The organism is Streptomyces sp. NBRC 110028 (assembly GCF_001417735.1).
Classification (GTDB): domain Bacteria; phylum Actinomycetota; class Actinomycetes; order Streptomycetales; family Streptomycetaceae; genus Streptomyces.
In genome coordinates this window covers 533,058-547,973 of record NZ_BBUZ01000022.1, presented here as the reverse complement: position 1 = coordinate 547,973, position 14,916 = coordinate 533,058, and the positions used below count along the sequence as shown (strand labels likewise).

Annotated in this window: 13 protein-coding genes; 3 read left to right on the top strand and 10 right to left on the bottom strand. The window is 74.2% G+C overall.

What is annotated here, in order from left to right; genetic code table 11:
- Positions 1 to 183: 183 nt before the first annotated feature.
- Positions 184 to 1,455, bottom strand: coding sequence for a hypothetical protein (locus ASC60_RS02605; RefSeq protein ID WP_063787056.1), 1,272 nt, complete (start codon positions 1,453 to 1,455; stop codon positions 184 to 186).
- 151 nt (positions 1,456 to 1,606) lie between these two features.
- Here ASC60_RS02605 and ASC60_RS41455 point away from each other — a divergent pair, with 151 nt between their 5' ends.
- Entirely contained in the window at positions 1,607 to 1,747 is a 141-nt protein-coding gene (locus tag ASC60_RS41455; protein ID WP_159043191.1) for a hypothetical protein, read from the top strand.
- A 282-nt stretch (positions 1,748 to 2,029) separates the two neighbouring features.
- Here ASC60_RS41455 and ASC60_RS02600 read toward each other — a convergent pair whose 3' ends face one another.
- The 9 genes from ASC60_RS02600 to ASC60_RS02560 all read right to left on the bottom strand — a co-directional run bounded on the left by ASC60_RS02600 (position 2,030) and on the right by ASC60_RS02560 (position 12,995).
- A complete protein-coding gene (locus ASC60_RS02600; protein WP_055546220.1) occupies positions 2,030 to 3,154 on the bottom strand; it encodes a PP2C family protein-serine/threonine phosphatase in 1,125 nt (374 codons plus the stop codon).
- Positions 3,155 to 3,276: 122 nt separating this feature from the next.
- Positions 3,277 to 4,044 carry an IclR family transcriptional regulator gene (locus ASC60_RS02595; protein ID WP_055546219.1) on the bottom strand — a complete coding sequence of 256 codons (768 nt, stop codon included), beginning with the start codon at positions 4,042 to 4,044 and terminating at the stop codon, positions 3,277 to 3,279.
- A gap of 122 nt (positions 4,045 to 4,166) precedes the next feature.
- Positions 4,167 to 4,625 (bottom strand): SRPBCC family protein, encoded by a 459-nt coding sequence (locus tag ASC60_RS02590; protein ID WP_055546217.1) that lies wholly within the window; start codon positions 4,623 to 4,625, stop codon positions 4,167 to 4,169.
- 85 nt (positions 4,626 to 4,710) lie between these two features.
- Positions 4,711 to 5,955, bottom strand: a complete 1,245-nt coding sequence (locus ASC60_RS02585; RefSeq protein WP_055546215.1) for an FAD-binding oxidoreductase — start codon at positions 5,953 to 5,955, stop codon at positions 4,711 to 4,713.
- A gap of 138 nt (positions 5,956 to 6,093) precedes the next feature.
- Positions 6,094 to 7,278, bottom strand: a complete 1,185-nt coding sequence (locus tag ASC60_RS02580) for a CdaR family transcriptional regulator (protein WP_055546213.1) — start codon at positions 7,276 to 7,278, stop codon at positions 6,094 to 6,096.
- Positions 7,279 to 7,358: 80 nt separating this feature from the next.
- On the bottom strand, positions 7,359 to 8,831 hold the full coding sequence (locus tag ASC60_RS02575) for an amidase (protein WP_055546211.1): 1,473 nt from the start codon (positions 8,829 to 8,831) through the stop codon (positions 7,359 to 7,361).
- Positions 8,832 to 9,017: 186 nt separating this feature from the next.
- The gene (locus ASC60_RS02570) at positions 9,018 to 9,341 is read right to left on the bottom strand and encodes a hypothetical protein (RefSeq protein WP_055546209.1); all 324 of its coding nucleotides are present in this window, start codon (positions 9,339 to 9,341) and stop codon (positions 9,018 to 9,020) included.
- A 27-nt stretch (positions 9,342 to 9,368) separates the two neighbouring features.
- The gene (locus ASC60_RS02565; protein ID WP_055546207.1) at positions 9,369 to 11,615 is read right to left on the bottom strand and encodes a terpene synthase family protein; all 2,247 of its coding nucleotides are present in this window, start codon (positions 11,613 to 11,615) and stop codon (positions 9,369 to 9,371) included.
- Positions 11,616 to 11,846: 231 nt separating this feature from the next.
- Positions 11,847 to 12,995 (bottom strand): acyltransferase family protein, encoded by a 1,149-nt coding sequence (locus ASC60_RS02560; RefSeq protein ID WP_055546205.1) that lies wholly within the window; start codon positions 12,993 to 12,995, stop codon positions 11,847 to 11,849.
- Between the two features lie 319 nt (positions 12,996 to 13,314).
- On the opposite strand from ASC60_RS02560, the gene ASC60_RS02555 reads away from it, so the two are divergent.
- Positions 13,315 to 13,524 (top strand): ferredoxin, encoded by a 210-nt coding sequence (locus ASC60_RS02555; protein ID WP_055546203.1) that lies wholly within the window; start codon positions 13,315 to 13,317, stop codon positions 13,522 to 13,524.
- A complete protein-coding gene (locus tag ASC60_RS02550; protein WP_055546201.1) occupies positions 13,514 to 14,908 on the top strand; it encodes an NAD(P)/FAD-dependent oxidoreductase in 1,395 nt (464 codons plus the stop codon). Before ASC60_RS02555 ends, ASC60_RS02550 begins: the two co-directional genes overlap by 11 nt.
- The last annotated feature ends 8 nt before the right edge of the window (positions 14,909 to 14,916 follow it).

Sequence of the window (14,916 nt, the reverse complement as noted above, 5' to 3'; positions counted from 1 at the left end):
CCGCGGAAGTCGGCGGCCGGCTTCTTGTCGAGGTCGATGTGCTCGCGGTCTGCCCGCCCCAGCCCGCTCCGCCGCACGGAACCGGAGCGCGGGGACGGGCGCGGCGCCCGTGACGTGGATCGGCCGGGTGAGGGGCCACGCGAGGCGACCTGACGAAGAGGTTCCGCGTCGGTGGCAGGGACCTCAGGACCGGCGCGCGGCCCGTAGGTGGCCGGCGGCCGAGCTGGGCCGGTACGGGGCGGTGCCCATGTACGTGGCGCGGTAGCCGAGCTGGCGCAGGTCGTCGTATCGGGCGCGCGATCCGGTGCGGAGGGTGGCGTCGCACCGTGCCCTGCCCCGGGTGTTCGTGATCGCGGCGCACAGCTTGTGGGCTCCGGTGGAGTCGGTGAACGTCACCCTTTCCCCGGGCAGCGGTGCGCCGTCGGCGGTGGTCAGAGTGGCGGACAGTCCCTTGACCCGCAGGGACGCGGGCGAGGTGTGCCGTTCCACGGTGGCCGCGCTCGCCTTGAGACGGGTGGCCTCGGGGTGCGACGGCGGGATGGCCAGCCCGACCGGGCTGCTCAGCCCGGCGATGGGCACGGTGGTCTGACCGCCGCCGTCCGCGGGGATCTCCACGACGCGGTCGTTGCCGAAGTCGGCGATGAACAGGTCGCCGTACGCGTCGACCGCCAGCCCCTGCGGGGTGTTCAGGCCGGTCGCGGGAACGGTCGTCTGCGAGCCGCCGCCCCGGGGCAGCTTCACCACGCGGTCGTTGCCCGAGTCGGCGACGTACAGGTTCCCGGCCCGGTCGAAGGCGAGCCCGGTGGGCTCGGACAGCCCCGCCGTGGGCACGGTGCGCTGCGGCCCGCCGTCCGCGGGCACCACGACGACGCGGTCGTTGACGAAGTCGGCGATGTAGAGGTTGCGGCGGGCGTCGAGCGCGAGGCCGTCCGGGTGGAGCAGGCCGGTGGCGGGCACGGTGGTCTGCGGACCGCCTTCCAGGGGGAGCCTCACCACGCGGTTGTTGAAGCTGTCGGCGATGAACAGTTCGTCGTCGCCTTCATCGCCTTCAACCCCGCCGTCGCCTTCATCGGCCTTTCCGAGGGCCAGGCCGATCGGGCGGGAGAGGCCGGTGGCGGGGACCGTGCTCTGGCCGCTGCCGTCCGCGGGGACCTCCACCACCCGGTTGTTGCCGGTGTCGGAGATGTAGAGGTCGCCGTCGTCGTCGAGGGCGAGGCCGGTGGGGCGGGTGAGACCGGTGGTGGGGACGGTGCTCTGGCCGCTGCCGTCGGTGGCGGCCTTCAGCACCGTGTTGTCGGTGTAGTCCGACACGTACAGCTGCGCGACATGCGGTGCGGGTGCGGGAGCGGCCGTGGCGGCGGCCGCCGAGGCGATACCGGAGACGAGTCCGGCCGCACACAGCGTCAGGATTCCTGCCAGCGCGGTCAGTCGGTGCCGTACGGGAAAGCGTCTCATTCCACACCCACCTGTGGTTTCTGGACGGTCGGCCCATTGCCGTGACCCCGACATTAGGAACCCACCGCCCGCCCTGGTCCGCACCACGCCAGCGGCCCGCCGGGATCCACCCGGGTGGCAGGCGCCGGAATGGCCGTATCCGGGTTGCGGCGTGCTGATCACGCCCGTACGGTCCGAGCGCGGCGACTCCATGACGTACGACTCGTCGCCGCCGTGCTGCGCCGGGCGGGGGCGCAGCGCCTGCGGGGCGGTGCGGCCGCGGGTCATCGGCGAGATCGAGTCCGCGTCCTGACGCCGGTCAGCGCGGTCGGCGCGGACCTGGGCGCGTCCGACCATCCCGGTCCAGCTGTCCCTGTGTACGTCCGACCAGGCCGTGCACGATCTCTTCCATGAGCCGATCGCCGACTTCGGCTAGTGCCGCGTCAGCCAAGGTTTGCCCGGTAGCGAGGCGTCCTGGTGCGGTCAGATGCAAGGCGCCGGATCGGCCTCGTAGTGGGCCTACTCGGTCGATTCGGCAACGCCGCAGATGGCCGTGCCAGGACGGCGAGCGGGGTGAACCTTGGCTGACGCGGCACTAGGTGCCGGTACGGGCGGGCCGGGTGGGGTCGGCCGTCCGCTCCGCCCGGTCCGCGGCGGGCTTGCGCAGCAGCAGGAGCGCCGCGTCGTCGTGCAGCCGCCCGCCCACATGGGCCAGCAGTTCGTCGTGCAGCCCGGCGAGGGTCCGTGACGGGTCGTCGCACACGTGCCCGGGCACCCGCTCGGCCAGCGGGAAGTACGCCCGGCCGTGGTCGCGCGCCTCGATGACGCCGTCGGTGTACAGCAGCATCTGGTCGTCGTCGGCGAACGGCACCACGTGCAGGCTCGGCGCCTCGCCGCCCAGCGAGGCCAGGCCCAGCGGCGGCGCCGGGCGCACCGGCTCGACGGGCACGACCGCACCGGCCGGGCCGATCAGGAGCGGCGGCGCGTGTCCGCAGTTGACGATCTCCATGCGCCCCTCGCGGGGGTATCCGGCGACGACGGCGGTGACGAAGTCGTCGGGAGCGAGATTGCGGGCGAGGCTGCGCTCGATCCGGCCGACCACGTCCAGCAGGTGCGGTTCGTCGTACGCGGCCTCCCGGAACACCCCCAGCACCAGCGCGGCGGTGGACACCGCGGGCAGTCCCTTGCCGCGCACGTCGCCGACGATCAGCCGGACCCCGTACGGGGTGGACACCAGGGCGTACAGGTCGCCGCCCACCCGGGCCTCCGCCGCGGCGGCGCTGTAGCGGACCGCCACCTGGAACTGGCCGACCCGGGCGGGCACCGGCCGCAGCAGCGCGTTCTGCGCGGCCTCGGCGACCGAGCGGACCGCGGCCAGCACCCGTTCCCGGCGCCTGCGCAGCACACCGGACAGGCCGCTGGCCAGGGTCACGGCGACGATCGTGGACAGCACGACGGCCCGCCCGTGGAGCGGCGCGTCCAGCCAGGCGCCGAGCAGCGCGCCCAGCGCGACGGCGAGGAAGCCGATCCGCAGCACCGTCCACGGGCGGCACGCGGCGGCGGCCAGCGCCGGGCCGACGGCGAGCAGCGGCAGCCAGCTCGATCCGTCTCCGGTGACGAAGGCGATGACCGCGACCGCTCCCAGGATGAGCACGGGCACTCCGGCCGCGAACGGCGCGGGGGGATAGGGCTGGTCCAGATGGGTGCGGGCCTGGATCATGTCCGGGTCGACTGCTCTCTCGTTCACTCAGCCCGTTTCTCCGGGCGCTACGACGTCCACGACGCCCTGTCCGTTACGTCCAGAGAACCAATGGTTCGCGGTGGGCCACAAGGGCCGGAATTTCAGATAGTGAGCGAAAGGCGCCTGGTCACGCGGTCGGCCGTGGGCAGCAGCCGGTCCCGTATCTCCTCCGGCCGCGCGTCCCGGGCCGCGCGGCCGGCCTGAAGCGAGACTCCGAGCGAGCCGAGCCGGTCCCCGCTGTACACGGGCACCGCGAAGCAGACCGTGCCCAGCGCGTACTCCTCCAGGTCGGTGACCGGCGCGTCGTCGGTGAAGGCGTCCAGCCGCCGCAGCAGCTCGGCGGAGCTGGTGACGGTGCGGGGCGTGAGGTCGGCGAGCGGATGCCGGGACAGATACTCGCCGCGGGCCTCGTCGTCCAGCTGGCGCAGCACGCACTTGCCGAGCGCGGTGGCGTGCCCGGCGTCCTCGAACCCCACCCACAGGTCCACCCGCGGCGCCCGGGGGCTGTCGACGATCTCCGCGACCCGGATCTCGCCGTCCTCGTAGAAGGTCAGGTACGCGGCCGCCGACAGCTCGTCCCGCAGCGCGGCCAGCGTCGGCCGCACCCGGTTGAGCAGCGCCTGCCCACGGCTGCCGGCCTGGAGCGTGTGCAGCTTGTCGCCGACGACGAAGCCGCCGTCGGGCAGCCGGTGCACATAGCCGTCGTGGACCAGCGTCCGCAGCAGGTGGTAGGTGGTGGCCAGGGGCAGCCCCGCCTCCCGTGCCAGCTGTTTCGCCGGCGCACCGCCCTCATGTGCGCCCACGGCCTCCATCAGGCGGAAGGCTCGCTGCACGGAGGTGATGAGCGTAGGGCCTCCTGGAGTACCCATATGACCAGCTTGCGCCCGGTACGGCGGCCGGGCAAGGGCCTGCGCGACGCTCCGGGCGCATGGCGAGGGCGCCGGCCACCCTCTGGAGGTGGCCGGCGCCCTCGGCGGCGGGGTGGGGAGGGTCAGCCGGGGCTGATGCGGCCCCGCCAGCCGCCCTCTTCCTGGCCCCGGTGCTCGATGAAGTCCTTGAACCGGTGCAGATCGCCCTTGATGCGGCGGTCGAGCGTCCCGGTCATGTCCGCGGCCTTCTCCGCCAGTCCGCTCGGCTCGAACACCATGGCCAGGTTGACCTCGGTGTGGCTGTCGTCCAGGGGCCGGAAGGTCACCAGGCCCTGCTGCCGCACCTCGCCCGAGGTCGTGCGCCAGGCGATGCGCTCATCGGGCAGCTGATCGACGATCTCGGTGTCGAACTCACGGTGCACACCGGCGATGGAAGTCGACCAGTGGTTGCGCCGGTCGTCCACCTGCGTCACCTGGTCCACGCCTTCCATGAACCGCGGGAACTCGGTGAACTGCGTCCACTGGTTGTAGGCCGTCCGCAGCGGAACCTCAACCTCGACGGTCTCCCGCACGGTGCTCATCGGTGACTCCTTTCGACGTGGTCACCGCACCGGGTAACCGGCCGCGCGCCCGTAAAACGTCAGCACGAGGCGTGATCGCCCGGCGTCATCGCAGCGGGTGCAGCGCGGCCAGTTCGGCGGGGGCGGTGCCGGTCGCGATGGCGTCGGCCAGCAGCCGGCCGGTGAGGGGGCCGAGGGCCACACCCCACATGCCGTGGCCGCCGTTGACGTACACCCGCGGCGAGCCGGTCGGGCCGACCAGCGGCAGCCCGTCGGCGGTGCACGGGCGCGAGCCGACCCATTCGTCCCGGCGGGCGTCCCAGTCGACGTCCCGCAGCAGCGGACGGGCCGCGGCGATGATCGCCTGGATGCGGCGCGGATCGACCGGCCGCTCCGGGGGCGCCAGCTCCATCATCCCGGCGACCCGCACCCGGCCGCCGCCCAGCGGGGTGCACACCACCTTCCGCGCGGCCAGGTACGTCGGGCGCGCCGGTGCGCCCGCGGCGGGCACGCTGAAGCTGTAGCCGCGCCCGGACTGGACGGGCACCCGCACCCCGAACGGGCGGACCAGCCGGTTCAGCCATGTCCCGGTGGCGACGACGGCGACGTCGGCGCGCAGTTCGCCCTGGGGCGTGCCGACCGCGACGCCCGTGCCCAGGTCGCGGATGCCCGACACCTCGGCCCGCTCCACGACCTTCCCGCCGCGCTCGCGCACCGCGTCCGCCAGCGCCCGCACGAAGTTCCCGGGGTTCAGCCGCCGCTGCCCGTGCAGCGCGATGCCCGCGCCGACCGCGTCGCTGAGCACCGGCTCCAGGGAACGCGCCCGGTAGCCGTCGACGAGGTCGTACGGAATCTCGTAACCGGCCGCCCGGGCGTGCTCCAGTTCCTCCACCATCCCCGCGCGCTCGGCCGCCGTGCCGAAGGCGAGCAGCATCGGGTCCACGGGGACGGTCGGCTCGGCGACCCCGCCCGCCGCGAGGTCGTCGTACGCCGCGAGCGCGTGCCGGTTCAGCGCGGCGAACGTGGTGGCCAGCACCCGCCAGCGGCGCGGGGTGCAGTGCCGGGTGAACGACAGCAGGAACCGCGCCAGCCGCGGATCGGCCCGCGGCGGGATGTAGACGGGCGAGGTCGGTGTGACCAGGCTGCGCACCCCGTACCGGAGCGCGGCGGGCTCGGGCAGCGGCATGGCGAGCGCCGGCGTCAGCCACCCCGCGTTCCCCCACGAGGCCCCGGCCGCCGGCCGCCGCCGCTCGGCGACGGTGACCTCGATGCCACGGCCCTGCAGGGCCCAGGCGGTGGCGAGCCCGACGATCCCGGCCCCGACGACGACGGCGCTGCGTGGTGTGGACACGGTGGCGTTCCCCTTCCCCGGATGATGCGCGCTGCGTAACGCATCATCGGCGGCCGGGGGCGCGCGCCGCACTGTCCGCGTGGCCGATTGCGCGGGGCGGGTGTTGTCGCGCGGAACAAGCCGCACGCCGGGCGCGGGTCAGGTGAGACGTAGCGCGCGAAGGCGCAGACGGAGCTGGATCTCGAACTTGGCGGCCGGGTCGGCGAGGTCGAGGCCCGCGATCTCGTGCGCCCGCCGCAGGCGGTAGCGCAGGGTGTTGGGGTGGATGTGCAGCCGCCGGGCGGCCAGCCGGGCGTCCTCACCGGCGGCCAGGTAGTGGGCCAGGCTGTCGAGCAGTTCCGTGCCGCGCTCGCGGTCGTAGCGCTCCAGGTCGGCGATCGCGCCCAGCGGATCGTGCCCGGCCGCGTCGGCCAGGTCGGCCGTCTGCATGAGCAGGGCGTCCAGGTGGACGTCGCGGATGTGGGCGGCCGCGCCGCCCGCGCCGCCGCCCAGCCGGGTGAGCAGCCGGACGACCAGGTCGGCGTCGGCCCGGGAGCGGTCCAGTTCGCCGGGGCCGGGGACGGTACGGCCCACCCCGGCCACCAGCCCGGCCCGCGCCTGGAGCTCGCGGACCACGCGCGCCAGCCACTGTTCGTCGCGCACCGGCACGACGGCGTAGCCCGCGCCGTCGGCCTCCGCGTGCACGCCGCCGTGCGCCGTCCCGGCCGGGACGGCCAGCGCGTCGAGCCCGGCGAGCGCGCGCCGCAGCGGCTCGCCGGAGGGCGCCGGGGCGACCGGCCGCAGCGCGACGACGGCCAGCGGACCGGGGGCCAGCGGCAGTTCGGCGGCGGCCTCGACGGCCTCAGGGCCACCGCCCAGGAGGGCCCGTACGACCGCGGCGCGCCGCGCCTCCTCCCCGCGCCGCCGCGCGATCTGCCGGGCCAGCACCGGGGCGGCCAGCGCGGCCGACTCCTCCAGCGCCGCCCGCTGCTCCCGGGAGGGCGCGTTCGGCACGATCGCCCAGATGGACCCCACGGACAGGTCGTCCACCCGGATCGGCATGATCGCCCGCGGCAGCACCCCGGACGCGCGGAAGTCCGCGTACAGCGGGGCGGACGAGCCCGCCAGCCGCACGTCCAGCCGTTCGTCGCGCAGCAGCGGCCGGTACCGGTCGGGCACCCGGCGGTTGAGGATCATCGCGACGCGGGCGTCGTCGGAGTTCTCCTGGCCGGGCGAGTAGGTGATCAGCTCCGAGGCGTCGTCCTCGATGGTGACCGGCGCGCCGACCAGCCCGGCGATCCTGCCCGCCAGGGCGAGGAGGCCGTCCGGGGAGTCGTCGTACATCGCTCCTCCGCTCATGGGCGCGCCGCCGGTTCCGCGGGGCGCCTACCCGGGCCGACCGTGTCGACGCTCCGAGGCGGAGATTATCCATGGGCGGGCGGCCGGCAGCCATCCCCGGCCGCGGCCTGCCCGATGGCCCGCGGGCGCCGCCGCCCGTGCCCGGTGGCCTGTTCGAAGGCGTGGCCGATCTGCAGGACGGCGAAGTCCGCCCGGTGCGGTCCCACGATCTGGACGCCCACCGGCAGCCCGGCGGGGGTGAACCCGCCCGGGACGGACAGGGCGGGGCTGCCGGTCGCCGTGACCAGGTACGCCGAACGCATCCACTCCAGGTAGTCCCGCATCGCCACCCCCGCCACCTCGGTCGGGTACTCGATGCCGATGTCGAAGGGCGGCACCTGGCTGACCGGGAGCAGCAGCACGTCATAGCGCTCGAAGAAGGCGCGGACGCGGTGGTAGAGCGCGGTGTGCAGCACCTCGGCGCGGGCCACGTCGGGCCCGGTGAGGCGGCGCCCCGCCTCCGCGTTCTCCCGGATCGTCCGCTTCAGCTCCTCCGGGTGACGGTCCATGAGCGGGCCGAACGCGACCTCGAACAGCGCGGCCCGCTGCGTACGGAACACCTCCTCGCCCTCCGTCAGGTCCGGGCACGCCCGCTCCACCGCGCACCCGAGGTCCTCGAACACCCCCGCCGCCGACTCCACGACCGCCGCCACCTCCGGCTCCACCGGCACCAGTCCGCCCAGATCCGGTGACCAGGCCACCCGCAGCCCGGCCAGGTCCCGGTCCAGCGGCCTGGCGAACCGGGCGCCCGGCTCCTCCAGCGCGATCGGCGACCGGGCGTCGGGGCCCGCCATCGCGGACAGCAGCAGGGCGGTGTCCGCGACGGTACGGGCCATCGGGCCCTTGACCGAGAGCGTGGTCCACGCGTTCGCCGCGGGCCAGGTCGGGACGCGCCCGGGCGACGGGCGCAGCCCCACCACGTTGTTGAACGAGGCCGGATTGCGCAGCGACCCGCCCGTATCGCTGCCGTCCGCGATCGGGATCATGCCGCTGGCCAGCGCGGCGGCCGCGCCCCCGCTGCTGCCGCCCGCGCTGCGGCCGGGGGCGTACGGGTTGTGGGTGGCGCCGAAGATCGGGTTGAAGGTGTGCGAACCGGCGGCGAACTCGGGCACGTTGGTCTTGCCGAGGGTGATCGCCCCGGCGTCCCGGATCCGCTCGATGATCAGGTCGTCCTGGTCCGGTATGCCGTCGGCCAGCGGCGAACCGTGACTGGTGCGGATGCCCGCGGTGTTGTGGGTGTCCTTGTGCGCGATGGGCAGCCCGTGCAGCACCCCCACCGCGTCCGCCCCCTCCGCGACGATCCGCTCGTCGGCCGCGGCGGCGGCGTCGAGCGCGCGGTCCGCGACGAGGGTGACGATCGCGTTGACGCCGGGGTTGACCCGCTCGATCCGGTCCAGATGCGCCCGCAGCAGCTCACGGGCGGACAGCTCACGGCTCCGGAGCAGGGCGCTCAGCTCGTGCGCGGTGCGGTAGCAGAGGTCGTCGTTGTGGTCCGTCACGGTTGCTCGCTCTCGTAGATTGCCGAATTGTCCCCACCCCGCCCCGCCCCGAACCAGGGGCCGGGCCCCTGGATTCCACGGGGCTGCCGCCGCGCCACGCGCGGGGCGCCGCCGGGAAGGCCGCCCGCGCGTGTGGCGGGCGGCCTTCCCGGGAGCGGGTGGGCGGCATCGGGGCGCGGCGGGCGGTTATCCGCGGGGGGATTCGTCGGGGTTCCGCGGGGCGGTGGCCGCGGCGGCGTGGGGCCCGGGGGCCGAGGCACCCGGGGCGGGGGTCCGGTGGGGGACCCAGGGCCGGTCCCCGGTTCGGGAAGGGGCGGGGCGGGGGAACAGCAGCTGCACCAGCAGCGCCACCGCCACGTTCACCGCCACCCCCACCAGCCCGGCGTTCACGTGCCGTACGTCGATCTCGGCCAGCGTCAGCCACGTCACCACGGCCTCCCCCGCCGCCAGCCCGGCCAGCGCGGCCCGCGCGGTGAGCAGGCGGCGGCCCCGCCTTGTCCGAGGGGACAAGACGGGGCCCTGAGCACCCGCGGACTCCTACCGGAGCGCACCCACGGGAAGCCGGGCGGCCGACGTCCCCAGCCCGGTCGGGCCGAACAGCCGCCGCGGCAGCCGCGGCGCCCCGGCCTCGTACCGCGGCTCGTCCGCCCGGTACCGGGCGGTTTGCCGGTGCCAGGCCAGGATTCCGCTCATCCAGTCCTGGAGGTCGCGCACATACCCCTCCAGGGCCGCCCGGCCCTCCGCCGGCAGCCCGAAGTCCTCGTACAGCACCGGGAACTCATGGGCGGCGACGTGCTGGAACTGCCGCATCCGCGAGGTCATCAGGTCATCGACGATGGCCACCCCGGTCGGGTAGTCGCAGTCGAAGAAGTTCCGCACGACCAGGACGCCGTTGTGGACCTCGCCCTCGAACTCGATCTCCTTCCGGTACGAGAAGACGTCGTTGAGCAGGGTCGCGTAGTCCATGGCCGCGTTCTCCAGCGACCGGACCGGCCCGCTGCGGAAGATCCCGGGCGGCAGGCGCTTGCCGTACGCCGGCCGGCGCAGGCTCAGGACGAGGTGGGGGCCGAAGGTGTGGCGGCGCGTCTCGATGTAGTCGACCGGGTCGGGGATCCGGTTCTGCGCCTGGTTCGCCAGCTCCCACAGCCGGCTGTCCAGCATGTCGTCCACGGTCCGGCGGAACTCCCGGCGCGCACCCTCCTCCATCGACCCCGCGGTACGTGCCCACAGGTCGGCGAGGGACCGCTCCAGCCCGCCCACCGGGGCGGGGGTGGGGCCCGCGCCGAGGGGCATGAAGGCCGTGAGCCGTTCGTTGCACGCCTTGGCGCCGGCGAGGTCCCGCCGCCGGCCGAAGACCCGCGGGTAGTAGTCGTCCGCGTAGGTCCCCCAGGCGAGCCAGCCCGACGTCAGGTCCAGTTCGCCGGGGGACGCCTCCGGGCGGATGCCCGCCGCGCACAGCGGAAGGTCGGCGGCGCGCAGCCGGCGCTCGTCCCAGACGTCCGAGTCCGGGATGCCGGGCTGGGGCCCGAAGATGCCCATCCGGTGCGACCACTCGACCAGATTGCGGCGCGCCCGGTCCAGATGCGGGCTGAGCCGGGCGGTGAAGGGCATGAAGAAGTCCGGCAGCCGGGACGGCCCGACCCGCTGATGCGGCACATGGCTGAAAGTGCGCGCCCGGGCCCGCTCCGCCCGGCCGGTGGTGAGCCGGATATCGGCGGCGGACAGGCCGAGGCCGCCGATCCCGAGGCCGCTGACGGCGAACGGCGACCGGGCGGGCTCGCTCCCGGTCCCTGGGCCGTTCATGTAGCGGCTGGACCGCATGTGCCACTCGTGGCCGCCCGACTGCCAGTCCTGGAGCCCCTTGACGTACGCCATGACGCTCGCGCGGGCCGCCATGTCCAGGCCGTGCTCGGCGAAGAGCGGGGGCAGCTCGGTGAACGTGGTGTTCTCGAACTGCTGGAGCCGCGAGGTGAGCAGGTCGTTCACGGCGTCCGCCGCCTGCTGGGTGGTGCAGCCCAGGAACGTCTCCAGGACCAGCACCCCGTTGCTCAGCTCGCCCTCCTCCTCGATCTCCCGCTGGTACGAGAACAGGTCGTTGCGCAGGTGCACCGCGTCCGAGAACGCGTCCCGCAGCACGCGCAGCGGCCGTGACTCCGCGACCACCGCGGGCACCTCGGCCCCCACCGCGTGCTCCACGAGCCCCGCCGACCACGGGGCGCCGCCGACCTTGCGGCGCATCTCGATGTACTCCACCGGGTTGGGCGTGCGGCCCGCGTTGATGTTGGACAGCTCCCAGAGCGATTCGCCCAGCAGATTCTCCGTGGACTCCCGGAACCGGGCCCGCCAATGCGGCGACATCGTGGGCACCGTCCGCGTCCACAGGTCCTTCAGGCCCGCCTCGACCGGGTTGACCGGCTCCGGCGCCCCGGCCGCCGCCGGGTCCATCGGCATGAACAGCGGCAGCCGGTCCAGATACGCCTTGCCGCCCTCCCGGTCCTGGGAGCGCTTGAACCGCTCCAGGAAGTGGTCGTCGAAGAAGAACACCCACACGTACCAGTCCGTGATCAGCGCCAGCTCCGCGGCGGAGCATTCGGGGTGGGTGTAGGCGCACAGCAGGGCGTAGTCGTGGGCGTCGAGATCCTGCTGCTCCCATATCCCGGAGCCTTCGAGCATGCCCATCCCGCGCGCCCACCGGGTGGAGTGCTCCCGCGCCGCCTGGACATGGGGATTCAGCCGCGCCGGGTACGGCGTGTAGAAGTCGGGGAGTTGAAAGGGCTGTGTCACTGGTGCGCCGGGACCTCTCCGTGCGACGGACGCCCGCGGCCGTCAGCGGGCCCCCGGGCTGATCGGCTCGGCTCTACCCAGGGTCCTGACGGGCTATCCGACCGCCCGGCGAGTCACATAAGCGTGCGATCGTTTCCGGCCCCGCCGCGGGGGTACGGACGGCCGCGGCGGTACGGACGGCCGCGGGGGTACGGACGGCCGCGGCGGGGCCGGAACGGACCAGCTCACGCACTAGCGCGGCGATCTGGTGGCCTGGGACGGAACGGCCGCCCGCGCCGTCTTCGCGGGCCGGAAGGCCCACTCCATCCGGGGCTCCATCGCGAAGCGGAAGACCCGCTGGACGAGCGGGGAGCACAGCGCGGTCACCACCACCGCGGCGATCGCCGTGACCACGATCGCGCCCGCAGGAGTGTGCGGCCAGGACCGGTCGTACCAGCCGGCGACGTGGGAGCCCTTGATCAGCAGGCCGTGCAGCAGGTACCCGTACAGCGTTCCGGCGCCGAGCGCGGTGAACCACAGCGTCCGCCCGGGCACCCAGGCGAAGAAGCACGCGGTCAGCACCATGGAGCAGCCGAACAGGGCGAACGTCATCACCACACCGCTCCACCACGGCGCCCCCAGCTCCTGGGCGCTGTCCCGGTGGTAGAACCATCCGGCGTCCATGCGCGGCACCGCCCAGTAGGCGAAGACCAGCGCGGCCGCCGTCACCGGCACCGCCGGCAGCCGCACCGCGCGGCGGCGCACCATCCGGAAGTGCTCCGGCCGCATGTGCGCCCCGGCCACGAAGAAAGGCAGGAACTGCAGCACGCGCTGGAGGTCGAGATCGTCGCCGATGTCGGGCGAGCACGAGGCGAGCGCGGCGATCGCGAGCGCGAGCGGCACCGGATGGCGCACGATCCGCCACACCGGGGTGGTGATCCGCCAGACGAAGAGCGCGATCAGGAACCAGGTCAGATACCAGGGGTCGAGCAGGCTGACCGGGTACGAGACGTCGCCGCCCGCCCAGCCCTTGAGGAGGCTGTAGACGGTCTCGAAGATCACGTACGGGACGACGACCCCGGTGAGGAGGCGCTTCAGCCGGTCCGGCCGGAGGTCGAGGTTCCGCGAGAAGTAGCCGGAGATGAGGATGAACGCCGGCATGTGGAAGGCGTAGACGAACAGGTAGAGGGCGGACGCCGCCCTGCTGCCGTCCCGCAGCGGTTCCCAGGAGTGCCCCATCGCGACCAGCACGATGGCCAGGTACTTGGCGTTGTCGAAGAACGCGTCACGCTGCTTCGAAGCGTCGGGAGCGGCGGGAGCGGGCAGGGCGGGGACGGGGGCCGGGGAGGCGGGCGCGGGGGCGGGGGCGGGCCGCGCGCGACGTAAGGACGAGACGTTCATCACATACGCCGCCCCGTGGAACCGACAGCGGCGATCCCGCCTCTTTGTGGGGTTGAGGAGAGGGCTGCGAAGTGGAACATTCCCCGCACGGTAGTGGCGCCCACGGGGCCACGGGCGGAATGGCTCAGCTCTTGCGTACGACGGTTCACGCCCCCGCCGCCACTGGCACACTGCGCCCCCGCACCCGCCGCCCCCATGGCCGTGAACCGCCCGTCGCCCCTTTGGCCCGGCTGTGCGGGCGGGCACCCGCCGCCTCGCCCATGCTGGGGCCCGGAGGGAGTGACCCGACGACCCGAGCGTTGCGAAGGGCAGGGCCCCGATGAGGCTTGTCGTCGATCTCAACCGCTGCCAGGGATACGCGCAGTGCGCGTTCCTCGCCCCCGACGTCTTCGCCCTGCACGGCGAGGAGGCGCTGCTCTACACGCCGTACGCGGACGAGTCCCAGCGGGGGAACGTGGCGCGCGCGGCGGCGGCCTGCCCGGTCCAGGCCATCCTGGTCGACGACGAGGACCTGTCCGGTGACCGCTGACGGCGCGCCGCACACCCTGCGGCGCGAGGGGCGCATCGTGATCGTGGGCGCCTCGCTGGCCGGGCTGCGGGCCGCCGAGACGCTGCGCGAGGAGGGGTTCGCCGGGGCGCTCACGATGATCGGGGACGAGCCCCATGAGCCGTACGACCGGCCGCCGCTGTCCAAGCAGGTGCTGCTGGGCCGGGCCCCCGCCGACCGCACCGCGCTGCCCCGGCGCCGCGCGGTGGACGCCACGTGGCGGCTCGGCGTCGCCGCCACCGGGCTGGACATGACGGCCGGGCGGGTGCGGCTGGCCGACGGCGACGAGGTCGGCTACGACCGGCTCATGATCACCACCGGGGTGCGCGCCCGGCCCTGGCCGCACCCCCTGGAGGCCGAGCTGGACGGCGTCTTCGTGCTCCGTACCCGCGAGGACGCGGCCGCGCTGCACCGCCGGCTGTCGGCCGGACCACGCCGGGTGCTGGTCATCGGCGGGGGCTTCACCGGTTCGGAGATCGCCTCCGCCTGCCGCGAACGCGGGCTGCCGGTCACCGTCGCCGAACGCGGCCCCACCCCCCTGGTCGGCGCCCTCGGCGGGGTGCTCGGCGCGGTCGCCGCCGACCTGCAGCGCGCCCACGGCGTCGATCTGCGCTGCGGCGTCATGGTCACCGCGCTGGAGGGCGACGCGGCCGGGCGGCTGCGGCGGGCCCATCTGTCCGACGGCACCGCCCTCGACACCGATGTGGCGGTGGTCTCCCTCGGCATCACCCGCAACACCGAATGGCTGGCCGGGTCCGGGCTCGGCGCCGGGCCCCGCGGCATCGCCTGCGACGCGGGCTGCCGCGCCTTCGACGTGGCGGGCATCGTCACCGACGACATCTTCGTGGCCGGGGACGTCGCCCGCTCCCCGCACCCCCTCTTCAACTACCAGTTCCTGTCCCTGGAGCACTGGGGCAACGCGGCCGCCCAGGCCGAGATCGCCGCCCACAACATGATCAGCGCGAGCGCCGACCGCCGGCCGCATCTGTGGGTCCCGGCCTTCTGGTCCTCCCAGTTCGGGGTGAACATCAAGTCGGTCGGGGTGCCGTCCCTGGGCGAGGAGGTCCTGATCGCCCAGGGGTCGCTCGCCGAGCGCCGCTTCACGGCGGTCTACGGATACCAGGGGCGCGTCATCGCCGCCGTCACCTTCGACCAGGGCAAGTGGTTGGCGTTCTACCAGCGGCTGATCGAGACCGCCGCCCCCTTCCCGCCGCCGTTCACCACCGTCGACCGCCGCGCCGAAGGGCTGCGGCCGGTCCCGGCCGACTTCCCGGACCCCACGCTGCCCACCCACGGTCCGACCGTCACACTCAGCGGCTACTCGCCCGCCGACCGGCGGATCGCCTTCACTCCCCCACGCATCTGACCACCCCC